General features: G+C 58.7%; 17 protein-coding genes. 9 read left to right on the top strand and 8 right to left on the bottom strand.

Annotation, left to right across the window (positions count from 1 at the left end; all coding sequences use genetic code 11):
* Nucleotides 1–210: 210 nt before the first annotated feature.
* The 4 genes from ptsP (at nucleotide 211) to KGB23_RS19820 (ending at nucleotide 7390) form a co-directional block, all read left to right on the top strand.
* On the top strand, nucleotides 211–3072 hold the full coding sequence (ptsP, locus tag KGB23_RS19835) for a phosphoenolpyruvate--protein phosphotransferase (RefSeq protein WP_223432293.1): 2862 nt from the start codon (nucleotides 211–213) through the stop codon (nucleotides 3070–3072).
* Nucleotides 3072–4013, top strand: coding sequence for a 1-phosphofructokinase (gene pfkB / locus KGB23_RS19830; protein ID WP_223432292.1), 942 nt, complete (start codon nucleotides 3072–3074; stop codon nucleotides 4011–4013). Before ptsP ends, pfkB begins: the two co-directional genes overlap by 1 nt.
* An 11-nt stretch (nucleotides 4014–4024) precedes the next feature.
* A complete protein-coding gene (locus KGB23_RS19825; RefSeq protein WP_223432291.1) occupies nucleotides 4025–5764 on the top strand; it encodes a PTS fructose-like transporter subunit IIB in 1740 nt (579 codons plus the stop codon).
* A gap of 84 nt (nucleotides 5765–5848) precedes the next feature.
* Complete coding sequence (locus tag KGB23_RS19820) at nucleotides 5849–7390, top strand: alkaline phosphatase D family protein (RefSeq protein WP_223432290.1); 1542 nt, start codon at nucleotides 5849–5851, stop codon at nucleotides 7388–7390.
* A gap of 96 nt (nucleotides 7391–7486) precedes the next feature.
* On the opposite strand, the gene KGB23_RS19815 is transcribed toward KGB23_RS19820, so the two are convergent.
* From KGB23_RS19815 to KGB23_RS19805, 3 genes are all read right to left on the bottom strand, one after another.
* A complete protein-coding gene (locus tag KGB23_RS19815) occupies nucleotides 7487–7921 on the bottom strand; it encodes an endonuclease domain-containing protein (RefSeq protein ID WP_223432289.1) in 435 nt (144 codons plus the stop codon).
* Nucleotides 7922–8157: 236 nt separating this feature from the next.
* A complete protein-coding gene (locus KGB23_RS19810) occupies nucleotides 8158–10686 on the bottom strand; it encodes a PepSY domain-containing protein (RefSeq protein ID WP_223432288.1) in 2529 nt (842 codons plus the stop codon).
* Nucleotides 10687–10818: 132 nt separating this feature from the next.
* Nucleotides 10819–13143 carry a TonB-dependent receptor gene (locus KGB23_RS19805; RefSeq protein WP_223432287.1) on the bottom strand — a complete coding sequence of 775 codons (2325 nt, stop codon included), beginning with the start codon at nucleotides 13141–13143 and terminating at the stop codon, nucleotides 10819–10821.
* A gap of 206 nt (nucleotides 13144–13349) precedes the next feature.
* Here KGB23_RS19805 and KGB23_RS19800 point away from each other — a divergent pair, with 206 nt between their 5' ends.
* From KGB23_RS19800 to KGB23_RS19785, 4 genes are all read left to right on the top strand, one after another.
* Complete coding sequence (locus KGB23_RS19800; protein ID WP_223432286.1) at nucleotides 13350–14030, top strand: Fe2+-dependent dioxygenase; 681 nt, start codon at nucleotides 13350–13352, stop codon at nucleotides 14028–14030.
* Nucleotides 14027–14782, top strand: coding sequence for a tetratricopeptide repeat protein (locus KGB23_RS19795; RefSeq protein ID WP_223432285.1), 756 nt, complete (start codon nucleotides 14027–14029; stop codon nucleotides 14780–14782). Before KGB23_RS19800 ends, KGB23_RS19795 begins: the two co-directional genes overlap by 4 nt.
* Nucleotides 14783–14994: 212 nt before the next feature.
* Nucleotides 14995–17259 carry an alpha-xenorhabdolysin family binary toxin subunit A gene (locus KGB23_RS19790; RefSeq protein WP_223432284.1) on the top strand — a complete coding sequence of 755 codons (2265 nt, stop codon included), beginning with the start codon at nucleotides 14995–14997 and terminating at the stop codon, nucleotides 17257–17259.
* Between the two features lie 76 nt (nucleotides 17260–17335).
* Nucleotides 17336–18229 (top strand): hypothetical protein, encoded by an 894-nt coding sequence (locus KGB23_RS19785; protein WP_223432283.1) that lies wholly within the window; start codon nucleotides 17336–17338, stop codon nucleotides 18227–18229.
* Between the two features lie 61 nt (nucleotides 18230–18290).
* Here the strand turns inward: KGB23_RS19785 and KGB23_RS19780 are convergent, their stop codons facing one another.
* From KGB23_RS19780 to KGB23_RS19760, 5 genes are all read right to left on the bottom strand, one after another.
* Entirely contained in the window at nucleotides 18291–19454 is a 1164-nt protein-coding gene (locus KGB23_RS19780; protein WP_033058084.1) for a type III PLP-dependent enzyme, read from the bottom strand.
* A 456-nt stretch (nucleotides 19455–19910) separates the two neighbouring features.
* Entirely contained in the window at nucleotides 19911–21068 is a 1158-nt protein-coding gene (locus KGB23_RS19775; protein ID WP_223432282.1) for a betaine/proline/choline family ABC transporter ATP-binding protein, read from the bottom strand.
* Entirely contained in the window at nucleotides 21065–21718 is a 654-nt protein-coding gene (locus KGB23_RS19770) for an ABC transporter permease (RefSeq protein WP_008148960.1), read from the bottom strand. Before KGB23_RS19770 ends, KGB23_RS19775 begins: the two co-directional genes overlap by 4 nt.
* A gap of 12 nt (nucleotides 21719–21730) precedes the next feature.
* Nucleotides 21731–22624, bottom strand: coding sequence for a glycine betaine ABC transporter substrate-binding protein (locus KGB23_RS19765; RefSeq protein WP_223432281.1), 894 nt, complete (start codon nucleotides 22622–22624; stop codon nucleotides 21731–21733).
* A 20-nt stretch (nucleotides 22625–22644) separates the two neighbouring features.
* A complete protein-coding gene (locus KGB23_RS19760; RefSeq protein WP_008148956.1) occupies nucleotides 22645–23361 on the bottom strand; it encodes an ABC transporter permease in 717 nt (238 codons plus the stop codon).
* Nucleotides 23362–23724: 363 nt separating this feature from the next.
* Here KGB23_RS19760 and KGB23_RS19755 point away from each other — a divergent pair, with 363 nt between their 5' ends.
* Nucleotides 23725–25308: a peptide chain release factor 3 gene (locus KGB23_RS19755; protein WP_056742891.1), complete on the top strand. Its 1584-nt coding sequence runs from the start codon at nucleotides 23725–23727 to the stop codon at nucleotides 25306–25308.
* The last annotated feature ends 259 nt before the right edge of the window (nucleotides 25309–25567 follow it).

The following is a 25567-nucleotide window of genomic DNA, read 5'->3' as shown; positions in this document are numbered from 1 at the left end:
CAATTGGACTTCAAGGATGAGACATTATCGAGTAACGTGCCAATCATTCTAGATTAAACGTTTCAGCAAGCGTATTTTCTACGTTACAGGCTCCTTTGTCGGTTCTGCCGCGAAACCGCCAAAACTGCCCCTGAAAAGGTGTGTCTAAGAGCCTAAGCTGAATCATTCAAAACAATACCTGGCGTCACAAGACGCCAAAAAGGAGAAAGCATGCTCGAGCTCACCATAGAGCAGATATCCATGGGCCAGTCGGCTGTGGATAAGTCCGCAGCGTTGCACCTGTTGGCCCAGCATCTGGTCACCGATGGCTTGGTCGCCGAGGGTTATCTCGCCGGGTTGCAGGCGCGCGAAGCCCAGGGCTCGACCTTTCTCGGTCAAGGTATTGCCATCCCCCACGGTACGCCGGAAACCCGCGATCTGGTGTTTTCCACCGGCGTGCGGCTGATGCAGTTCCCTGAAGGCGTGGACTGGGGCGACGGTCAGATTGTCTACCTGGCGATTGGTATTGCGGCCAAATCCGACGAACACCTGCGCCTGTTGCAACTGCTGACCCGCGCCCTCGGCGAAACCGACCTGGGCCAGGCGCTGCGCCGCGCCAGTTCCGCCGAAGCCTTGTTGAAGTTGTTGCAAGGCGCGCCGCAGGAACTGGCGCTGGATGCACAGATGATCGGCCTCGGTGTGTCCGCCGATGACTTCGAAGAGCTGGTCTGGCGCGGTGCGCGTTTGCTGCGTCAGGCCGACTGCGTGAGCAACGGTTTCTCGGCGGTGTTGCAACAAGTTGATGCGCTGCCCCTGGGCGATGGCCTGTGGTGGTTGCACAGCGAGCAAACGGTCAAGCGTCCGGGCCTGGCCTTCGTCACGCCGGACAAACCCATGCGTTACCTCGGCCAGCCGCTCAGCGGTCTGTTCTGCCTGGCCAGCCTTGGTGAAGCCCATCAAGCCTTGCTCGAACGCCTTTGTGCGTTGTTGATCGAAGGTCGCGGCCACGAATTGGGCCGCGCCACCAGCAGCCGTAAAGTCCTCGAAGTCCTGGGCGGAGAGCTGCCGGCCGATTGGCCCAGTGCTCGCATCGCCCTGGCTAACGCCCACGGCTTGCACGCGCGTCCGGCGAAGATCCTCGCGCAACTGGCGAAAAGTTTTGAAGGTGAAATCCGCGTACGCATCGTCGATGGCCAGGACAGCGCGGTGTCGGTGAAGAGTTTGAGCAAACTGCTCAGCCTCGGCGCCCGTCGCGGCCAGGTGCTGGAATTTGTCGCCGAACCGAGCATCGCCGCCGATGCCTTGCCAGCCTTGCTGGCCGCCATCGAAGAAGGCCTCGGTGAAGAAGTCGAACCGCTGCCAGCCGTGAGCCAACAGCGCGAAGTGATCGCCGATGTGGCCGAGGTAATCCTCGCGCCAGCGTCCGGCAGTCTGGTTCAGGCCATCGCCGCCGCACCGGGCATCGCCATCGGCCCGGCGCACATTCAAGTGCTGCAAACCATTGAGTACCCGCTGCGCGGTGAGTCTGCTGCGATCGAGCGCGAGCGTCTCCAACAGGCGTTGGCGGACGTGCGTCGCGACATCGAAGGCCTGATTGAACGCAGCAAGTCCAAGGCCATTCGCGAGATTTTCATCACCCACCAGGAAATGCTCGACGACCCGGAATTGACCGATGAAGTCGACACCCGTCTCAAGCAGGGCGAAAGCGCCGAAGCGGCGTGGATGGCGGTGATTGAGACTGCGGCTAAGCAGCAGGAATCGCTGCAGGACGCCTTGCTCGCCGAGCGCGCTGCCGACTTGCGTGATATCGGCCGTCGAGTGCTGGCGCAATTGAGTGGCGTCGAAACCCCGAGCGAGCCTGAGCAACCGTACATTCTGGTGATGGATGAAGTCGGTCCGTCCGATGTCGCCCGTCTTGATCCGGCCCGTGTCGCCGGCATTCTCACCGCCCGTGGCGGCGCCACCGCTCACAGTGCGATTGTCGCCCGAGCCCTCGGTATTCCGGCGCTGGTCGGCGCAGGCCCGGCGGTGTTGCTGCTGGCGCCGGGCACGCCGTTGCTGATTGATGGTCAGCGCGGCCGCCTGCACGTGGACGCCGACGCGGCGACCTTGCAGCGCGCCACCGAAGAACGCGACACCCGCGAGCAACGCCTGAAAGCGGCCGCCGAACAACGCCATCAACCGGCGCTGACCACCGACGGCCATGCGGTCGAAGTGTTCGCCAATATTGGTGAAAGTGCAGGCGTGACCAGCGCGGTGGAGCAGGGCGCCGAAGGCATTGGCCTGCTGCGCACCGAACTGATTTTCATGGCCCACTCGCAAGCGCCCGACGAGGCGACCCAGGAAGTCGAATACCGTCGCGTCCTCGATGGTCTGGCCGGTCGGCCGCTGGTGGTCCGTACTCTCGATGTCGGTGGCGATAAACCGCTGCCGTATTGGCCGATCGCCAAAGAAGAAAACCCGTTCCTCGGCGTGCGTGGTATTCGCCTGACCCTGCAACGTCCGCACATCATGGAAGCGCAATTGCGCGCGTTGCTGCGTGCAGCCGACAACCGCCCGCTGCGGATCATGTTTCCCATGGTCGGCAGCGTCGACGAGTGGCGCCAGGCGCGGGACATGACCGAACGTCTGCGTCTGGAAATTCCGGTTGCCGATCTGCAACTGGGGATCATGATTGAAGTGCCGTCGGCTGCATTGCTGGCGCCGGTGCTGGCCAAAGAGGTCGACTTCTTCAGCGTCGGCACCAATGACCTGACCCAATACACCCTGGCCATCGACCGTGGTCATCCGACCTTGTCGGCCCAGGCTGACGGCTTGCACCCTGCGGTGCTGCAACTGATCGACATTGCCGTGCGTGCGGCGCATGCCCACGGCAAGTGGGTCGGCGTGTGCGGCGAGTTGGCGGCCGATCCACTGGCGGTGCCGGTGCTGGTCGGTCTGGGTGTGGATGAGCTCAGTGTTTCAGGTCGCAGCATTGCCGAGGTCAAGGCGCGGGTTCGCGAACTCAGCCTGGCCCAGACCAAAATCCTTGCCCAACAGGCCCTGGCCGTGGGCAGCGCAAATGAAGTGCGCGCATTAGTGGAGGCCCTGTAATGGCCAAGATCCTGACACTGACTCTCAACCCTGCACTGGACCTCACTGTCCAGCTGCCGGTACTTGCACCCGGCCAGGTCAATCGTAGCGACGAGATGCACGCGCATGCCGCCGGTAAAGGCGTGAACGTGGCACAAGTGCTGGCGGACCTCGGGCATCAGCTCACGGTCAGCGGTTTCCTCGGGGAGGACAACCTTCAAGCGTTCGAAGCCCTGTTCGCCAAACGCGGTTTTGTCGACGCGTTCATCCGTGTTCCGGGTGAGACGCGCAGCAACATCAAACTGGCGGAAAGCGATGGGCGCATCACCGACATCAACGGGCCCGGCCCCTTGGTGAGTGAAGTCGCGCAGCAGGCGTTGCTTGATCGACTTGATCAGATTGCACCCGGTCATGACGCGGTCGTCGTCGCCGGCAGCCTGCCCCAAGGCATCAGTCCTCAATGGTTGCAGGCGTTGATTGTGCGTTTGAAAAATCTCGGTTTGAACGTGGCGCTGGACACCAGTGGTGAAGCCTTGCGGGCGGCGCTCAAGGCTGGCCCGTGGCTGATCAAACCCAATACCGAAGAGCTGGCCGACGCGCTGGGTTGTGAGGTGGTTTCGGTGGCTGCGCAAGCGCAAGCCGCGAGCCGCTTGCACGCTCAAGGCATCGAGCACGTGGTGATCTCCGACGGTGCCGACGGTGTGAACTGGTTCAGTGTCGGCGCGGCGATGCATGCCACGCCACCCAAGGTCAGTGTCGTCAGCACCGTAGGCGCAGGCGATTCGTTATTGGCCGGCATGCTCCACGGTCTGCTCAGCGCCGACACGCCTGAACAGACCTTGCGCACCGCCACGGCGATTGCCGCGATGGCGGTCACCCAGATCGGTTTCGGTATTGGCGACGCCACGCAGTTGGCGCGGCTCGAACAGGGCGTGCGCATGCGCACCCTGACAGAACAATAAGAGGGTTTGTCATGAAGTTAGCCATTGTTACGGCCTGCCCGAACGGCATGGTCACCAGTGTGCTGTGCGCCCGTTTGCTTGATGCAGCGGCCCAGCGTCAGGGCTGGAGCACCAGTGTCGAAGTCAACGATGCCGCGCACCCTGAACGCCAATTGTCGGCGGCCACGATCGAGGCGGCCGCGTGGGTGTTGCTGGTGACCAGCGCGCCGGTGGATATGTCGCGATTCGTCGGCAAGCGGGTGTTCCAGAGTACCCCGGCGCAAGCCCTGCAAGATGTTGAAGCGGTGCTGCGTCGCGGTGCTGAAGAGGCTCAGGTTTACGTCGCCCCCGAAGCCGTGGCCGAGCCTGCCGCCCTCGTGAAACATGCCCCGCGCCTGGTCGCGATTACCGCGTGCCCGACCGGCGTCGCTCACACCTTCATGGCCGCTGAAGCCTTGCAGCAAGCGGCCAAGCGTCTGGGTTACGACCTGCAAATCGAAACCCAGGGCTCGGTCGGTGCGCGCAATCCGCTGAGTGCAGCAGCCATTGCCGATGCGGACGTCGTGCTGCTGGCCTGTGATATCGAAGTCGCCACCGAGCGTTTTGCCGGCAAGAAGATTTACCGTTGCGGCACCGGCATCGCCCTCAAACAAGCCGAAGCGACACTGAGTAAAGCGTTGGCCGAAGGCACGCAGGAAACCGCTTCGAGCGGTGCCAAAGGCCCGGCCAAGCAAGAGAAAAGTGGCGTCTACAAACACCTGCTGACGGGCGTGTCGTTCATGCTGCCGATGGTGGTGGCGGGTGGTCTGATGATCGCCTTGTCGTTCGTGTTCGGCATCACTGCATTCAAGGAACCGGGCACGCTCGCGGCGGCGCTGATGCAGATCGGCGGCGAGACCGCGTTCAAGCTGATGGTGCCGCTGCTGGCGGGTTACATCGCCTACTCGATCGCCGACCGTCCGGGCCTGGCGCCGGGGATGATTGGTGGTCTGCTGGCAAGCACCTTGGGCGCCGGTTTTATCGGCGGGATCATTGCCGGTTTCATCGCCGGTTACGCGGCGCAGGCGATCAACCGTTATGCGCGCTTGCCGCAAAGTCTTGAGGCGCTGAAACCGATCCTGATCATCCCGTTGCTGGCGAGTCTGTTCACCGGTCTGGTGATGATCTACGTGGTCGGCAAACCGGTGGCCGGGATGCTCGCAGGGCTCACGCATTTCCTCGACAGCATGGGCACCACCAACGCGATTCTGCTCGGTGTGTTGCTGGGCGGGATGATGTGCGTTGACCTTGGCGGGCCGATCAACAAAGCCGCGTATGCGTTCTCGGTGGGGCTGCTGGCGTCACAAAGTTATGCACCGATGGCCGCGACCATGGCGGCCGGCATGGTGCCACCGATTGGGCTGGGCATCGCTACGTTTATTGCACGGCGCAAGTTTGCTCAGACTGAACGCGAAGCCGGTAAAGCGGCGTTGGTATTGGGGCTGTGCTTTATCTCCGAAGGCGCGATTCCGTTTGCCGCGAAAGACCCGTTGCGGGTAATCCCGGCGAGCATTGCCGGTGGTGCGCTGACCGGTGCGTTGTCGATGTATTTCGGCTGCAAACTGATGGCGCCGCACGGCGGATTGTTCGTGCTGGCGATCCCGAATGCGATCAACCATGCACTGCTTTATTTGCTGGCGATTGTGGCTGGGAGTTTGTTGACGGCGGTGGCGTATGCGGTGCTCAAGCGGCCGGAAGCGGTCGAACTGGCACTGGAACCCGCCAACGCCTGACACCCCACCGCACTCCTACAGTAGTGCGGTGTCACACCGGTTTCATGGGCATGTGCTTAAGTTTTCCTTTTCAGGGAGAACACCATGAGCGAATTCGACATCGGCCGTCGTCGTGTCATACAAGCCGTCGGCGCCGGGCTGTTGTTGCCAGGCTTGGCGCCGGCGGTGATTGCCTCGGTCAAGGATCGTCCGCAGCTCACCGATGGCGTGCAGTCCGGCGACGTGCTGGGCGACCGGGCGATGATCTGGAGTCGATGTGATCGTCCGGCGCGAATGGTGGTGGAGTGGGACACTCGCAGCCTGTTCAGCAACCCTCGTCGTTTTGTCTCGCCATTGGCCGTCTCCGGTACCGATTTCACTGCCCGCGTCGAACTCACTGGCCTGCCCGCCGATCAGGCAATTTTCTACCGCGTGCACTTCGAAGACGCCCAGAGCGGCGTCGCCAGCGAACCGTGGTTTGGCCATCTGCGCAGCGTGCCGCAAACCCGTCGCGACATCCGTTTCGTCTGGAGCGGCGACACCGCCGGCCAGGGCTTCGGCATCAACCCGGACATCGGCGGCATGCGCATCTACGAAGCCATGCGATTGCGCCTGCCAGACTTCTTTATCCACAGCGGCGACTCCATCTACGCCGACGGTCCCGTACCTGCGCAGCTCACCACAGAGGGCGGCCGCGTGTGGCGCAACAGCACCACTGAAGCCAAGAGCAAAGTCGCCGAAACCCTCGACGACTATCGCGGCAATTACCGCTACAACCTGATGGACGAAAACATCCGCCGCTTCAACGCCGAGGTCCCGCAGATCTGGCAGTGGGACGATCATGAAGTGGTAAACAACTGGTCGCCGGGCAAGCAGTTGGATGATCGCTACAAGAGCAAAGATATCCACAGCCTGGTCGGTCGCGCGCGTCAGGCCTGGCTCGAATACGCACCGATGCGGTTGCAGAGCGCCGATGGCGGCGGGCGGATTTATCGCAAGCTCGGTTACGGTCCGTTGCTCGATGTGTTCGTGCTCGACATGCGCAGCTATCGCGGGGCCAATGACGACAACCTGGGTGCCGCTAAACCGTTCCTTGGCCGAGAGCAGCTGGACTGGCTCAAGCGTGAATTGAAGGCCTCCAAGGCCCAGTGGAAAGTCATCGCTGCTGATATGCCGATCGGCCTCGGCGTATCGGATGGTGAAGTCAGCCCCGGTGTGGCGCGTTGGGAAGCCGTGGCCAACGGTGATCCGGGGGCGGCCCAGGGGCGTGAACTGGAAATCGCCGAATTGTTGGGTTTTCTGCGGACGCAGCAGGTGCGCAATTTTGTCTGGCTGACGGCGGATGTGCATTACTGCGCCGCGCACCATTACCACCCGGACCGTGCGACGTTTCAGGATTTCGAGCCGTTCTGGGAATTTGTCGCCGGGCCTTTGAATGCGGGGAGCTTCGGGCCTGATTCGCTGGATAAGACCTTTGGGCCGGAGGTGGTGTTTGAGAAAGCACCACCGGCACAGAACACCTCACCGTTTGCCGGGTTTCAGTTTTTTGGTGAGGTGAATATTGATGGGCAGACGGGGGAGATGAGTGTGGTGTTGCGGGATCTGGATGGGGTTGGGGTGTTTGAGCAGAAGCTGCAGCCAGTCTGATGGATCCACCCCTCACCCCAGCCCTCTCCCCACGGGGGAGAGGGGGAAAGGGGGCCCATCTCCATTGGATTCGAAACCTGAGTTCGACTCGATTTTTCAGGTCGATGTATAACGTGAGACACCTCGGTCAGTCCCCTCTCCCTCTGGGAGAGGGCTAGGGTGAGGGGGCGATGTTCGATTCGCCGCAAGTCTCAGGATCTGCTCAAGTACATCACTCATCCGCTCAATAACCTCTAGATTGCTAAACCGCACAACCTCAATACCTTGCAGCTGAAGGTAAAGCGTTCGACGCCGGTCATGTATTTTTGCCGCTGTCTCGTAATGCTGACCACCATCCAGTTCGATGGCCAACTTCAGTTCCACGCAATAAAAGTCCAGGATGTACGGCGGGCATGGAAACTGCCGACGGAATTTCAGATTGGCGATTTGCCGAGAACGAAGTTTTTGCCAGAGCAGGAGTTCGCAGTCAGTTTGATTGGTGCGCAGATAGCGGGCGAATTGGCGTTGGTTGGAGGTGGGGCGGGTGGGCATGCTTCACGTCCGTGTGAAGGGGGATAGAGGTTTTACTGTAGCCGAGGTTTTGTCATTTGCCTGTAGAGCCACCCCTCACCCCAGCCCTCTCCCCATGGGGGAGAGGGCGAAAGGGAGGCGATCTTCATCGTATCCAAACCTGAGTTCGACTCGGTATTTCAGGTCGCAAAATTTCTAAAGAAATCCACGGTCAGTCCCCTCGCCCCTTGGGGAGAGGGCTAGGGTGAGGGGCTCTTTCAGTAGACGTCACGCCGATACCGACCTTGCTCGATCAACCGGTCAACCTCTGCAATCCCGAGTACTTCGTTCAGTACGTGATCCACGCCTGAAGCCATCCCTTGCAAACTGCCGCAGATGTAAATGACCGCACCCTCGGCCAGCCATTTTTTCAGCTCGTCCGCCGACTCACGCAATAGATCCTGTACATAAATCTTCTCGGCCTGGTCTCGGGAAAACGCCAGGTCCAGCCGCTCCAGATCCCCCGAAATCAACCATTCTTCCAGCTCATCGCGACACAGATAGTCATGCTCGCGATTGCGTTCGCCGAACAACAACCAATGACGTTGCTGCCCATCGGCGATCCGCGCCTTGAGCAAGCTGCGCAGCCCGGCCAGGCCGGTGCCGTTGCCCAGCAGGATCATCGGTGCCGGTTCGACCGGCAGGTGGAAACCGCTGTTGCGCCGTACGCGCAGGCTGATGGTGCCGCCCACAGGAGCATGCTCGGTCAACCAGCCGGAGCCGACACCCAGGCTGCCGTCGGGATGCAGTTCCTGGCGCACGATCAGTTCGAGGATGCCATCGGCGGCGATCGAGGCGATGGAGTATTCGCGCATGGCCAAGGGCACCAGCGCATCCACCAGCGCCTGGGCATGCAGGCCGACCAGGTGAGCTCTGCTTTCCGGCAGTTGTCGACTGGCGAGGGCTTGCTCCAGCGGTTGCGACAGGCCATCAAGCGCAACCGTGGCGCGACCGTCAATGCCCAGGCCATCGAGGAAATGTTCGATCGCCCACGGACAATTGCGCGGCAACACTTCCACCAGGTCACCGGCCAGCCAACTGCTTGTAGTCGGGGCTGTGAGGCCCAGCAGGTAAACGCCCGAACCGCTGCTGTCAGGGTTGAGCAACTCCCGGCGGGTCAGGTTCCAGTTGTCGTAGCTTGGCGCTTGCCAAGTGTCCACGGGCGCCTGTCCGGTCAGCAGACCCAGTTGCTGCTGCCAGTGACGCAAGGCGTAAGGGTCGCCGCTGTCGACCTCCACCGGGGCGAACAGGGTCTTGCCGCCGTGCTCGCCCAGCCACGTGTGCAAGCGTCGAGCGAAGCCGCAGAAATGTTGATACTGCCGATCACCGAGGCCGAGCACGGCGTAGTTCAGGCGTTCCAGGCTCAACGTCCGGCCCAGCACTTTGCGCTCAAACCCCCGGGCGCTGTCCGGCGCTTCACCGTCGCCGAAGGTGCTGACCACGAACAACGCATTGCTGGAATCACGCAAGTCTTGCTCGCTGACGTCTGCCAGCGGCTGAACCTTCACCGGCAGGCCCGCAGCCTGCAATTGCCCGGCGGTCTGCCACGCCAGTTGCTCGGCAAAGCCGCTCTGGCTGGCGAAGCCGATCAACCACGCAGGCGCGTCGCTACCCGGTTGTGCGAGGCCTTTGCGGGCATCCTTGATCTGCTTTTTCTTGCGTCGACGATCGAGGTACAACAACCAACCGGTGACGAAAAACAGCGGCATCGTCAGCGCACTGATCGTCAGGATGATCCGCCCGACAATGCCGAAATAGCTGCCGACATGCAGCGCATAGATACTGGTCAGCAACTGCGCCTTGAGGCTCTTGTCGCTGTAGCGATCATGGCGCTTGACGATGCCGGTGGCCGGATCCAGCGAGATCTGGTTCAGCGCGCGGTCGTGGGGTGAGGTGTTCAAGAGGTAGAACACGGTGGCCGGTTGTCCGGCCACGGGCGGCATGCGGATGTTGTAGGCACTCAGTGCCGGGCCGGCAGCGCTGTAGATGCTGCTCCACATCGCTGCATAGTCGGCGGTGGGTGCCGGGCCGCTTGGCGCAGGGCCGCGACCGCTGCGGACGCGCTCGTTCTGCGGTGAGTCGGAAAGCAATCGGGTCAGGCCCTTGTTGTACCACTCATAGGACCAGGACAACCCGGTGAGCGCTGCCAGGAGGTAAAACACCAGGCACCAGGTCCCGGCGACGGAGTGCAAATCCCAGTTGAAGCTGCGGCCTTTTTTCTTCCAGTCGAGGGTCAGCCAGGCACGCCAGCTTTTCCACTGGCGCGGCCAGCGCAGGTAAAGACCGGACAGGCAGAAGAACACCAGAATCAGCGTACAGGCACCGGTGATCTGCCGACCGCTATCGCCCATGGCGAGGAAGCGGTGCAGTTGCAGCATCAGGCCGAAGAAATCCTGGCCGGTGGCGTCGCCCATGAACTCGGCGGTGTACGGGTCGAAGTAGCGCATCTGCCCACGGCGCTCGCCCGGTGGCGGAGTAAAGATCACGCGCGCGGCGTTACCGCTGTCGGTCTCGACCCAGAGCATCGCGACTTTCTTGCCCGAGGCGCCCTCGATTTTCTCAACCAGTTCGGCGGGCGGCAGGACGCCGGCGACCTGCTTCTCGACCTGCAGCACAGAAGGGTTCAGCGCGCGCAGGATTTCATCCTGAAACGATACCGTCGCCCCGGTGATGCCCATCAGGGCCAGGACCAGTCCGGCGCTGATGCCGAAAAACCAGTGCAACTGGAACAGGGTTTTCTTCAACACGTCGCTCGCCTTGTTCGTTCGAAAATAATGATCACGGCGCGCATTATGCCGTGGGTTGTCGAGAAACATTCTTTATTACGCACAAAAGCCCCGTTCACCTGGATGAACGGGGCCTTGGTCTTCACGCTTCTATCAGAAGTGGAAGTTGGTGCTCAGCAATGCTGTACGCCCCGCCGCCTGGTTGGCGAAGTGGGTCGAGAAAGCTTTGTCGTAGTAGGTTTCATCCGTCAGGTTCTGCACGTTCAGTTGCAGGTCGACGTTTTTGCTCAGCTTGTACGCGGCCATGGCGTCGTAACGAACGTAGGAATCAACCATGGTGGTGTTGGCCACGCTGCCGAACACATCATCGACATAAAACGCACCGCCACCGATGGTCAGCTTCGGCGTGACCTGATAAGTCGTCCACAAGCTGGCACTGTTTTTCGGTGTGTTAGGCAGCTCGTTGCCTTCGGTGGCGCGGTTCAGCGGGCCGCCATCGACCTGCTCGCTGTCCATGTATGCGTAACCGGCGAACACTTGCCATTTGTCGGTGATCTTGCCGCTGGCCGACAGTTCGATACCTTGAACGCGGGTTTTGCCGGCGTTTTCATAGGCGGTTGTGTCGACTTGAACGCGAGCGTTTTCTTTCTCGGTGCGGAAGATGTCGGCGGTCAACGACAGGCGATCGTTCAGCAGGTCCCACTTGGTACCGATTTCGTAGTTCTTGGTGGTTTCCGGCTCCATGTCGCTTTTGAGCAGGTTGCCGTTTCGATCCGGCGTACCTCCCAGCGGGTTGCCTTCCTGACCTTCGCCCAAGGTGTTGCCCGGTGGCGTGGCGGACGTCGCGTAGGACGCATAGATGCTGCCATTTTCTGCGGGCTTGTAGACCACGCCGAACTGCCCGGTAACGAACTCGCTCGTGTCGTCGCCTTTGGAGGTCGTCGTGCCGGCAGCGTTGAAGGTTTTGTATTCGGTGTCGAAATGGTCATAACGCAGGCCCATGTTCACCAGCCATTGCTCGGACAACTCCAGCGTGTCGAACACATACAGCGAATAGGTGTTGGCTTTGGTGTCGGTGCCAGCGTAGTTACGTGAGATTGCACCGTTCCATGGGTCGTTCGGGTTCGGGTTGGACAGCGAGGTACAGTTGTAACCGCTCGGTGCGCCAATCATCGCCGGTGTGCAGTTGGTGCTCGCAGGAGGAGCGGTCGTTCTCGGGGTGGTGTCGGTGTTGACATTATACGAGGACTTTTCGCTTTCCTCGCGGCTCAACTCGATACCGGTAGAGAAGCTGTTTTTGAATCCGGCGATGTAGACGTCGCCAAACAGATCAGTCTGGTTAGTGGTGGTTTCGGTGTTGCTGACCCGGGTATTGGCCCGACGCCAGACGCTGCCGTTGTTGACGTTGCCCTTGCTGTCGTCCGGCTGGGTCAGGATGTAGTCCTGCATGCTGGTGCCGTGGCGCAGGGTGTTCTTGACGGTCAACGCGTCGCTCAGATCGTGCTCGATGGCGATGGTTGCGGTGTCGGTGCGGCCCTTGCGGAAGTCGCGGCCGTCGAGACCGTAGAAGTTGCTGCTGTCGCCGCCATCGTCAGGCTTGTCCGGGTTGGACTTGGTGCGAGCCGTCGAACCCGCGACCGGAATGCTGTATGGAATGCCGGAATCTGGCGTGTCGTTGCTTTCCAGGTGGTAGTAGTCGAGGTTGACGCGAGTGTCGGTGCCCAGGCCGAAGGCCAGCGACGGTGCGATGCCCCAGCGATCGTAATCGACAGTGTCACGGCCAGCGACGTTGCTTTCGTGGCTCATCAGGTTCAGACGGCCAGCGGCGGTGTCGGTGAACTGATAGTTGCCATCCATGGTGTAACGCTGGGTCTGGTCGGAACCCCAGGTGAAACCGCCATCGAGCGAATTGCCAAGGTGCGCCTTTTTGCTCACCACGTTGATGCTGCCACCGGCCGCGCCACGGCCGCCCATGGCCGAGTTCGGGCCTTTGCTGACTTCGATCGACTCAACGGCGAAGATCTCGCGGCTCTGCGAACCGGTATCGCGCACGCCGTCCAGATACGTATCGCCCTGGGCATCGAAGCCGCGAATGAATGGCCGGTCACCTTGCGGGTTGCCGCCTTCACCGGCACCGAAGGTGATGCCTGGAACAGTGCGCAGCGCGTCCTGCATGTTGAGGGCGCCAGTGTCCTTGAGCACTTGTTGCGGGATGACGGTGATCGAACGCGGCGTGTCCACAAGCGGCGCGGTGTACTTGGGCGAGGAGGCTTTTTCGACGTGGTAGGAAGTCTCGTCCTGAGCCTCGCCAGTGATGGCGGTAGCGCCCAGAGAAATCACATTACTCGGTGCTTTTTCGTCAGCTTTTTCCGCCGCGAAAACCATGTGGCCCGCAGAACCGGCAGTAATCGCCATGCCGATGGCCGATGCGAGCAAACGTGGTGAACTGACCGGTACTTGTGGTTGTTGACGTGACATTTGAATTCCCCTCCCCAAGGATTTGAGGCCGCGGAATATAGGGTAAACAGGTATTTGTATCAATTGCGAAACGTTACTATTCGCGACAAATTTACATTCTTTACAATTTACCCTTACGGTTTTTGGCGTCTCGTTCGTCCCGGGGGTTTTACACGGGCAATAAGAATCAATACCATTGACGTCTCTTTGTCTTCAGGTGTCATCCCATGCTGCTGCACATTCCCGGCGTGTTCGCGAAAGAAGAAGTGCAGCGCATCCGCGAGGCTCTGCAGCAGGCAGATTGGGCGGACGGCAAAATCACCGCCGGCTACCAGTCGGCCAAAGCCAAGCACAATCTGCAGCTGCCGGAAGGTCATCCGCTGGCCAAGGAAGTCGGTGCGGCGATGCTGGAACGGCTGTGGAAAAATCCGCAGTTCATGTCAGCCGCGTTGCCGCACAAGGTCTTTCCTCCGTTACTGAACTGTTACACGGCCGGCGGCAGTTTCGACTTTCACATCGACAACGCCGTGCGCCAGCCCAAGGGCAGCATTGAGCGGGTGCGCACCGATTTGTCGGCCACTCTGTTCTTCAGCGAACCGGATGACTACGACGGCGGCGAACTGGAAATCCAGGACACCTTCGGCACCCAACGGGTGAAGTTGCCGGCCGGTGACATGGTTCTGTACCCCGGCACCAGCCTGCACAAGGTCAACGCCGTGACGCGCGGCACTCGCTACGCCTCGTTCTTCTGGACCCAAAGCCTGGTCCGCGAAGACAGCCAGCGCGCCTTGCTGTTCGAGATGGACGGAGCGATCCAGCAACTGACCCAGGACATGCCCGACCACCCTTCGCTGATTCGCCTCACCGGCACTTATCACAACCTGCTGCGTCGCTGGGTCGAGGTATGAGTTATCAACTGCGCCGCGAGGAAGTGCTCGACGGTGATCAGCTCAAAGCCATGCTTGACGAAAGCCCGGCACGTGCTGCCCAGGCGATTTTGATCGCCGCCCGCGAAGGTGTACTCGATGCTCAGGCGTTGCTCGGGCAGATTCTGCTGGATGGGCAGGGCATCCAGCAGGACCAGCGGCTGGCCGTGCGCTGGTTCGAGATCGCCGCCCAGGGCGGGCACTCGATGGCGCGCAACATGCTCGGTCGTTGCCATGAGCATGGTTGGGGTTGCGTTGCCGATGCTTCAGTTGCTGCGGGGCATTATCGCTTGGCCGCCGACGCCGGCCTGGATTGGGCGATGTACAACTACGCCAACCTGTTGGCCACCGGGCGCGGCGTTATTGAAGATCAGGCGCACGCGTTGATTCTTTATCGCCGGGCAGCGGAACTGGGCCATGCGAAATCGATGAACTTGCTGGGACGATATCTGGAGCAAGGCCATTTTTGTCCTGCTGATCCTGTGACGGCGTTTGATTGGTATCGACGTTCGGCGCTGGGCGGTGATTTTCGTGGGCAGTTCAGTTATGCCAGTGTTCTGGTGGAACTCTCGCACATCGAAGAAGCGCTGGTCTGGTATCGCCGGGCAATGCACGCGGGGCATTCGGCTTTTTTAAGTATCGCGGCGCAGACACTGTCGAACGTGCCCCACGCGCAAGTGCAAGCAATGGCCGTGGAATATCGCGCACGGGCAGCCAACCAAGTAAACATTTGAAGTTCGCCGTCGGCTTGTCACGCGAGTGGATTAGTTGCTTGCTCGCCAGGCGTTGGTATTTTTTATAAACATATCCTCGTAAGTTTGCACTTTGCAGCGGCGCTGCATTGTGTTTTATTTCCAGTGCGCAGTTTGAATGGTTGTAATGTTCCGGCTCTGCAAATCACGTTATTAAATATCTAGTTGTGTGTTGACTAATTAAAGGAATAATTATGTCTGGTAATAAGTTGTGGGATGACGCTCTGAAAAACGCTTCTCCCGAGCAAATATTGCAGTACGCCGCTGAAGCTCCGGCGCGGTTAATCAGTGCATCCGCTTCGGACTTCAATAGCGATGTACGTGCCACGGGATTGTTGCTGACTAAAAAACAAATCATCGATCTGCACAAGTATCAGGCTGCCGCTTTCAGGCTTCCTCGCACTTTGAAAGACGTTACTGACTATCTGCGTTTCGGTGTCGGTCAGAATGGTGGCCCGGGCCTTTACCCCGAAGACTTCCTGACCACTTTTCTCAATACTCACAACCATGCCTCGCGTTGGACGGACTTGCGCGAACGCATCATGATGACGGGCCGCGGCCTCAGTAACTTCGCAACGAGCATGCTGACGTATGGTGCATCGATGGAAGAAGTCTACTCCGACGTAAGGGCTGGCAATCTGCTGGACCTGCACGACATTAAAACGGTTGAACAACTAAGAGCGCTGGAGGCCGCGTTGGGTGACAAGTTTCCAGGTCTGCAACTGGAAAGCGATACGCTGAGTGATTTGGGTTATTTTCTCGACAGGATATTTGAAGAAGTTGATAAGAACTTAAATATTACTCGCGGCATCAAGAAAGACCTCGATGCGTTTGGTATGGATCTTCAGGAATACATTCTGCCTGGCATCCAATACAAGGTTGATTTGATAAAAAATAATACCTTGTCGGCAGAAATAAAAAATCTCCAAGTGAAAATTGATGATCGTTCCGCCGAGATTGAACTAAAGAATACTGAGTACAAAGCGGCCGTTCAGGAGGCATTGAAAGCCGCGGCTGGTATGAACATTGTCGGGTTGGCGATGGCTATCTATATGGGCGTCGAAGCTGAAAACATTCGTGCAGCGCGTAACGAACTGTATGCCCAACAGGATCGCGACATTCTGAAGCTGGACAGCATGAATCAGACCTTGGGTTCTCTGGCGCGTGTAAAGCACGACTTGCAGAGTCTTGAAATCGTGGCAATCGATGCCGAAATCGCGACAAAAAACCTTATCTATACCTGGAACGTCTTGCACGATGCTGTCGCAAACTCTTCCAAAGCTATCGCTACCATCAACGATGCGTTGTCGCTGCGACAGTTCATCGCGCAATTCAGGCTGGTCGTTAATCCATGGAGAAAAATCGAGACCGATGCCGACGCTCTTATTCTGGTGTTCAAGGAGGCTCAGGAAGAGTTTTCGCGCAATAACTTGTTGGGAGTACGTTCGATGAATATTGTAAGCCTATTTAATTCGGCCTATCCGCCGCTGGATTTGGCGGCATTAAGTACCCATCACGAACACATGCGTAATGCGCGCATTCAGGCCAATACCTGGCAGGTCAAGCTTGGTTATTTGCCGGACTTGTTCAGCCGCTTCGACAGCGTTGTCAGAGAGGTCGGTCGGGGAAGCAACGAGTTACAAGGCGCCGCTCAGACCAGCAAGTACGAACTCGAAATCATTCAGCGCGGTCTTGAAGACCTCGAAAAAGAACGACTGAGCGAGGCTGACCCGCTAGTTATCGAAGAAATCGATGGCGATCGTAAGCGACTCTTGAAGCAGGCAGCCGATGTAATCAAGGAGAAGTCGTCCAAAATTGACCAATGCCTGGCGAATATCAGCGATTCGTTCGATCGACGCCTGGTCCAGACTTACCTGGTTGATTTTGCGCACGAAGAGCAAATGGCCAAAGATGAAATCAGTGATCTGCAATTGAAGTTGCAGGCGTTCAGGGATGAGCGCAAAACGATCTCTGAAGCCGTCGCTACCCTGGAAAAGGCAGGCATTGAAGCACTTGGCAAAGACATTGAACTGACCCTTGCCAAGGTCACTCAGTTGGGCCTGGCTCCTACAGAAATTCAACTGGTGATGATGGCGATCGACCAACTTAAAAAAACATTAATCGACGCCGGCAAGACAATTGCTTTTATCGACATGCTTCGCGAGAGTGACAAGCTGAAGCTGAAGATTGATGCCCTGATCGAGAAGATCGATGTCGAGAATTCAATTATTCAGGCATCACTCGGCAGGACTAAATACTTGCAGGCGATTCTTTCGATAGAGGACTCGCGACATGAATACGCCACTGTCTATAGCGGTGCTGCGGCAGCTTATCGGCATTTTCTGACGGCCACCGCCGCAGCGCAATTTGCCGATGTCGAAGCGCTGGACAATGCATTCAAGGTGCAGGCACCGCTGTTTATCAAGTTCCTCGCGCCCGTGTCGGTGCCAAGGCGCTGACAAACGGATGACCACGGACTGCCAGCGGCAATTTTGACGCTGGCAGTCGAGGTTTTGTCAGGCCAAGGAGAGACTGATGCTGGATTATTTATTGGCAGAAAAGAATTTTGCCTCGTTGAAGCAATACATTGTTTTTTTGAACGATTTGCCTGGCGCACTTGGGGAAATCAACCGGCTCTCAGATTCTATCGCCCGATCCGGATATACCTTATTGCCTTGGCCCGATTCTCAGGCATTGATTCAAGTTGCGCGTGGCAACGCGGTCTGCTGGCAAGCGATCGGTATTACCGTACCTTGTCTTGGTAAAGTGTCGACTCGGGTACTGCAGGATGTGAGCGGTTTTATCCGCGAGTTTCAGGCGATTGTCAGCGTTACCGAGAATCGGCGTTTGGCGATTTCGGTGATTGATCCGCAACAGTTCACCGTTGTCAGATCTGCCGGTTGGGGCAATGCACCCTGTGCCAATGTGATTGATGTGATGCGCGAACTCTATGCGCGGCTCGAACGTTGCCAATATGCAGTGACGGACTTCAAGTTGCAGGTAACTAAACTTGCGGTGTCGATCCACAGCATTTTTATTCGCTTCATCGAATCGCTGACATTGCCGTTAAGTACCGAAGGTCCGATGTCCAAGATTGAAGCCTATTACACCTTGGGTCGAATTGGGTTGCCGGGCATGGATTACGATCCTGGCCAGCCGTACTCGCAAACGCAACGGCAAGAGATGTCCCGAGCGCATATGGGACGTCTTGGCGATCTTTACCGGCAAGCCAGTGTCGCCGCCTGTAACCTCGGTGATTTCTGTTACCGCTGGACCTACATGCTCGATGAAACCAAACGGTCGCTGGCAACTCATTATCCTCAACAAACGATGATGCGTGCCAAGGCCTCTTTGCCGATGATTACCGGCTCACTGGGGGATGTTAAATCCATGTCTGACCAACTGTTGAAAATGGCCAGGGTCTTCTAATAAAAAAACCCATGACACTGTCATGGGTTTTTCATTGGGCGCTTGAAACTCGAAATGTCAGTTACACGTAAAACGACTTCAACGGTGGAAAGCCATTGAACTCTACCGCGCTGTAACTGGTGGTGTACGCACCGGTCGACAACCAGTACAAACGATCACCAATCGCCAGGTTCAGCGGCAAACCGTACTTGTAGTTCTCGTACATGATGTCGGCGCTGTCGCAGGTCGGGCCGGCGATGACCACTTCTTCCATCTCGCCTTTCTTCTCGGTCCAGATCGGGAACTTGATGGCTTCGTCCATGGTTTCGATCAGGCCGGAGAACTTGCCCACATCCGTGTACACCCATCGCTCTACCGCGGTACGGGATTTACGCGCTACCAGCACCACTTCGCTGACCAGGATGCCGGCGTTGGCGATCAACGAACGGCCTGGTTCCAGGATGATTTCCGGCAGTTCGTCACCGAAGTCTTCCTTGAGGAAACGGATGATTTCTTCAGCGTAGGTTTCCAGGCTGTTGGTGCGGGTGATGTAGTTGGCCGGGAAGCCGCCGCCCATGTTGATCAGCTTCAGGTGAATGCCGTCTTCTTCTTTCAGGCGTTCGAAGATCACTTTGACCTTGGCGATCGCCGCGTCCCAGACGCTGATGTCGCGCTGTTGCGAGCCGACGTGGAACGAGATGCCGTATGGCACCAGGCCCAGGTCGCGAGCGAGGATCAGCAGGTCCATGGCCATGTCGGTCTGGCAGCCGAATTTGCGCGACAAAGGCCAGTCGGCAGTGGTCGAGCCTTCGGTGAGGATGCGCACGTAGACTTTCGAACCCGGTGCAGCCTTGGCGATGTTGCGCAGGTCGGCTTCGGAGTCGGTGGCATACAGGCGCACGCCCTTCTCGTAGAAGTAGCGAATGTCTTTGGATTTCTTGATGGTGTTGCCGTAGCTGATGCGATCCGGGCCGACGCCCTGGTTCATCACTTTGTCGAGCTCGTAGATCGAAGCGATGTCGAAGTTCGAACCTTTCTCTTTGAGCAGGTCGATGATTTCGACGGCCGGGTTGGCCTTGACCGCGTAGTAGACCTTGGCGAATTCGAAACCGGCGCGCAGGTCGTCATAGGCCTGGCTGATCATCGCGGTGTCGATCACCACGAACGGGGTTTCTTGTTTGTCGGCGAAGGCCTTCATTTTGTTGAAGGTATCGCGCGCGAAATAGTCTTCGACGTTGATCGACATGCTGGGAACTCCTACTGGCAAACTGAAATTAACAATGGGTGCAAATGAACGTCCTCCGTATCCCCACTTTGGTTCGCCTACTTCCCAAGGCATGTCGCCGAAAGCAAAAAGGCCATGGGAAGCGGTGCTTTCCCTTGGCCTTGCTGTCTCGTCGTCAGTACTTGAGCCGGATGGATCGTTTCCAGCATGGACGTTCGGCGCGAACTTTAGGGCGTGAGGAGCTTGAGATCAACAAAAAATGTCGCGTTTTTACACGCATCCGTCGTGCGGTCCTGGACAGCTACTGATGTAACCGACCTGCATGACAGTGTGATGTTCCCCGAATGAGGATTTATGGAGGGATTTGTATTGCCTTTGTGGCGAGGGAGCTTGCTCCCGCTGGGCTGCGTAGCGGCCCCAGATTTTGCGGCTGCTTCGCAACCGAGCGGGAGCAAGCTCCCTCGCCACAGGGGCAGGTCAGGCCAACGCAGTTTCGGCTGGAGAAACAATGCTGGTCTTGCCGCCGCGGGACTTGCCGGAACTCAAATACTCGGCAATCGATTCCTGCGTCACTTCCCCAAGGAACACCCGCTCCGCATCCATCACCGGCAGCCACGAACGGTTGAATTCGTACATGCGCGACAGCAGGATGCGCAAATGTTCGTCGTACGCCGCGGTGGCGTTGAACTCGCGCAGGTATTGCGCACAGGTGCCGGTCTGACGGTGCAGGTCGCGACGGCGCACGTAGCCCAAGGCCTTGTTCTCGGCGCAGGTAACCACCACGTAGCGACGGTCGTGTTCGTCCATCAATTCCAGCGCATCGGCCACTGGCGTTTCCGGGCTCACCGACGGCGCGTTGTCCGCCGCGTCCTCGGCTTTCACCAGCAACAGACGCTTGAGGGTGCTGTCCTGGCCGACGAAGTTGCTGACAAAGTCATCCGCCGGGTGCGCCAGCAGCGTATCCGGGTGATCGATCTGCAACAACTTGCCGGCGCGGAAGATTGCGATCTTGTCGCCCAGCTTGATGGCTTCATCGATGTCGTGGCTGACCATGATCACGGTCTTGTTCAGCGCGCGCTGCATTTCGAAGAACTCGTTCTGGATCATCTCGCGGTTGATCGGGTCGACCGCGCCAAACGGTTCGTCCATCAGCAACAGCGGGGCATCCGCCGCCAGCGCACGAATCACGCCGATCCGTTGCTGTTGTCCACCGGACAATTCACGCGGGTAGCGAGTCAGATACTGCTTGGGTTCGAGCTTGATCATGCTCATCAACTCGCGAGCGCGGTCGTGGCATTTCTGTTTGTCCCAACCCAGCAGGCGCGGAACGATGGTGATGTTTTCCTCGATGGTCATGTTCGGGAACAGACCAATCTGCTGGATCACATAACCGATGTTGCGGCGCAGGGTCACGGCGTCGAGGTCGGTGGTGTCTTCGCCGTTGATCAGGATCTTGCCGGAGTTCGGCTTGATCAGGCGATTGATCATTTTCAGCGTGGTGCTTTTGCCGCAGCCCGATGGCCCGAGGAACACACAGATCTCGCCTTCATTGACGGTCAGGCTTACCGAGTCCACGGCTTTCACATCTTTGCCGTTGCTTTGGAAGGTCTTGCTGAGGTTTTGAAGTTCGATCATTTCAGGAGTCCTTTTGGAGTCAGCGTGCGTTGCAGCCATTGCAGAAGCAGGTCGGCGAAGATGGCCAGGAGACTGACCAGCACGGCGCCGACGATCAGCATCGACATGTCGCTGCGGCTGATGGAAGCGAGAATGAGTACACCGAGGCCACCGGCGCCGATGGTCGCGGCGATGGTCATGACACCAATGTTCATCACCACGGCGGTGCGCACACCGGCGAGGATCACCGGCACCGCGATCGGCAGTTCGACCATGCGCAGGCGCTGGCCGAAGGTCATGCCGATGCCGCGGGCGGCTTCGCGAATGCCGGGGTCGACGCCAGTCAGGGCGAGGTAGGTGTTACGCATGATCGGCAGCAGCGAGTACAAAAACACCGCAGTGATCGCCGGCATCGGGCCCAGGCCCTGGCCGAATTTGGAGTAGAACGGCAGCAGCAGGCCGAACAGGGCAATCGACGGAACCGTCAGCAGCACCGTGGCGCTGGCTTGCAACGGGCCGGCGAGGGTCGGGAAGCGCGTCATCAGGATGCCCAGCGGCACGCCGACGAGGATTGCCAGGGTCACGGCAATACCGACGAGGGTGATGTGCTGCCCGGTCAGTTGCAGGACCAGCGGCCAGTCGAGATGGGAAAAGGCGTTCAGAAATTCCATGTCTTTTCCTCCTTATTTGATGGGGTGTTGGCGCAGGAAATCGGCGGCAACGGATGAAGGGCTTTCGTGATCGACATCGACCCGCGCGTTGAGCTGGCGCATTGTCGCGTCGTCGAACAGTTCGGCCAGCGGCTTGAGTTCTTCGGCGAGTTTCGGATGGGCGTCGAGGTACACCTGACGCACCACCGGCGCAGCGGTGTAGTCCGGGAAGTAATGCTTGTCGTCTTCCAGCAGTTTCAGCTTGAAGGCGTTCAATCGGCCGTCAGTGGTGTAGACCAGACCGGCAAACACCTGACCATTACGCAGGGCGGTGTAGACCAAACCAGCATCCATCTGCCGGATGTTTTTGCGGGTCAGGTTCATGCCGTAGAGGTCGACCATGCCGTCCAGCCCGTCGGAACGGTTGGCGAACTCAGTGTCCAGGGCGACGAGGTGATTGGTCTTCGCCTCAGCCTGCATCACCGTGTTCAGCTCGCTGATGGTGTTGATCTGCGGATACGCCTTCGCGGTGTTTTCTGGCAGGGCCAGCGCGTAGGTGTTGCTGAATTTCGACGGGGTGAGCCAGATCAGGCCTTTTTTCGCGTCGAGTTCTTTCACTCGGGCGTAGGACTGAGCGCTGTCGAGCTTGTCGGTTACATGGTTGTAAGCCACCAGCGACACGCCGGTATATTCCCACATCAGGTCGAGCTGACCACTTTCGTGGGCGCTGCGGGCCAGGTTGCTGCCCAGACCACCGGTCACCTGAGTGTCGTAACCCTTGGTGCGCAGGTATTGGGAGGTGATTTCCGCCAGCAGGGTTTGTTCGGTGAACACCCGGGCGCCGATGCGGATCAGCGGTTTTTCGGCGGCTTGGGCAAATCCTGCGAACAGCAGAACGCAGCCCAGTAATAGGCTTGGCTTTTTCATAAATATTCCTTTGCCGAGGCTTAAGACGGGCGGAGGCCGCGTTCGAGCCAGAGGCGGCTGGCGAGTGTCACCAGACCGTCGAGCAGCAAGGCCAGCAGGGCGGTGCAGGCCGCGCCGAGCAGCAGTTGCGGCTGATTGTTCAGGGCGATGCCAGGGAAAATCAGGCTACCCAGACTGTTGGCGCCGATCAGGAACGCCAGCGGTGCGGTGCCGACGTTGATTGCCAGCGCCACGCGCACGCCGCCGATGATGATCGGCACGGCATTTGGCAGTTCGACCCGCCACAGCACCTGAGTCGGTGTCATGCCGATGCCGACAGCCGCTTCCTTGAGCGAACCCTGAACGTTTTTCAGGCCTTCATAGGTGTTGCGCACGATCGGCAACAGCGAGGCGAGGAACAGGGCGAAAATCGCGGGGCCGCTGCCGATGCCGAGAATACCCAGGGCGATGGCCAGTACGGCAAGAGGCGGCACGGTGTTGCCGATGTTGAAGATCTGCATGAAGCGTTCAGCGCGGCCCACCATGGTCGGGCGGCTGAGAAAGATACCGGCGGGTATGCCCACAACGAGGGCGGCCAGCATGGAAGCGAGGACGAGAATCAAATGGGCTTGCAGGTAAAACAACAAATCGTCGCGGTAATGTTCGATCGTGTTGATGCCAATCCAGTGGACCAGCAGGGCCAGAAGGGCGACGACAACCGCACCTCCTATCAGCCCTTTGCCATAGCGAATAGCCACAGGCAGACTCCTTTTCTTTGTCGGCGAACGCAGTCCCGAGTGGCAATGCCATTCCTGGCTGCCGGGATTATCAACGTTCGCGAGAAGCAGCTCTTCATGCTGATAAAACCGCATGAGATCGAGCCATAAGCGCAGCCTCGTCAGGCTAACTTGCTGATTTTTCAGCCCCTGATACGAGTGCCGTAACAGGGGAGTGGACGTCTGCACCTTTTAAAAGGTTCCATAATTAACAGCATTTAGCCACCTTTGATGTCCCTTCCGGCCCGTCGATCGCTGTTGGCGACAGGGCGAGCGGTGGTCCGTGACGCTCGGTTTGCGCTATACTCGCCGCCCTTTTTTGAATCACCTGCCAGGCGATTTCCCATGACCAAACAGGCCGCCGAAGTCGCGAAACGCCGCACTTTCGCCATTATTTCCCACCCCGATGCCGGTAAAACCACCATCACCGAGAAGCTCTTGCTGATGGGCAAGGCGATTGCGATTGCTGGCACGGTGAAATCTCGCAAGTCCGACCGCCATGCCACCTCCGACTGGATGGAAATGGAAAAACAACGGGGTATTTCCATTACCACGTCGGTCATGCAGTTCCCGTATCGCGACCACATGATCAACCTGCTCGACACCCCGGGCCACGAAGACTTCTCCGAAGATACCTACCGCACCCTGACGGCGGTTGACTCGGCATTGATGGTCCTCGATGGCGGTAAGGGTGTAGAGCCACGGACCATCGCGCTGATGGACGTCTGCCGTCTGCGTGACACGCCGATCGTCAGCTTCATCAACAAACTCGACCGTGACATCCGCGACCCGATCGAACTGCTCGACGAAATCGAAGCAGTCCTGAAGATCAAGGCAGCGCCGATCACCTGGCCGATCGGTTGCTACCGCGATTTCAAGGGCGTTTATCACCTCGCCGACGACTACATCATCGTGTACACCGCTGGCCACGGCCACGAACGCACCGATGTGAAAATCATCGAGAAACTCGACTCTGATGAAGCCCGCGCGCACTTGGGCGACGAGTACGATCGCTTCGTCGATCAGCTGGAACTGGTGCAGGGCGCCTGTCACGAATTCAATCAACAGGAATTCCTCGACGGCCAACTGACCCCGGTGTTCTTCGGTACTGCATTGGGCAACTTCGGTGTCGATCACGTGCTCGACGCCGTGGTCAACTGGGCGCCGAAACCGTTGGCCCGTGTCGCCAACGAGCGAACCGTGGAACCGGTTGAAGAGAAATTCGCCGGCTTCGTGTTCAAGATCCAGGCGAACATGGACCCGAAACACCGCGACCGTATCGCCTTCATGCGTATCTGCTCCGGCAAGTACGAAAAAGGCATGAAGATGCGCCACGTGCGCACCGGCAAAGACGTGCGGATCGGCGACGCGCTGACCTTCTTCTCCTCCGAGCGTGAGCAACTGGAAGAAGCGTTTGCCGGCGACATCATCGGCCTGCACAACCACGGCACCATCCAGATCGGCGACACCTTCACCGAAGGCGAAGTCCTGGGCTTCACCGGCATCCCGCACTTCGCCCCGGAACTGTTCCGTCGCGTGCGTCTGCGTGATCCGCTGAAATCCAAGCAACTGCGTCAGGGTCTGCAGCAACTGGCGGAAGAGGGCGCGACCCAAGTGTTCTTCCCGACGCGCAGCAACGACATCATTCTCGGCGCCGTCGGTGTGCTGCAGTTCGACGTGGTCGCCAGCCGTTTGAAAGAGGAATACAAGGTCGAGTGCTCCTATGAGCCGATCACCGTTTATTCCGCGCGCTGGATCGATTGCAGCGATAAGAAGAAGCTCGAAGAGTTCAGCGTCAAGGCTGTGGAAAACCTCGCCATCGACGGCGGCGGTCACCTGACCTACCTGGCCCCGACGCGGGTCAACCTGGCACTGATGGAAGAGCGCTGGCCGGATGTCAAATTCCGTGCGACGCGTGAGCATCACTAAACGTTAGCTGTTCGGTCACAGCAAAGGCGAAGCTTTCGGGCTTCGCCTTTTTTATGGAAGATCAAAAGATCGCAGCCTCGTTTCACTCGACAGCTCCTACAGGGGGATCGCATTTCAATGTAGGAGCTGCCGTGTAGTGGTCGAATATTTTTGGACCATGATGTAGGAGCGTCGACTTTAGGAATCATCATGGGATATCGGGTTGTTACATCTGAGGAAAAAGCGGAGGCGATCCGTTTGGTTGTGGAGATGGATTACT

Source organism: Pseudomonas sp. GL-B-26, assembly GCF_019947405.1.
In the GTDB taxonomy this organism is placed as follows: Bacteria; Pseudomonadota; Gammaproteobacteria; order Pseudomonadales; family Pseudomonadaceae; genus Aquipseudomonas.
Note: the sequence above shows the minus strand (reverse complement) of the source record. Positions and strands in the feature narration are given on the sequence as shown.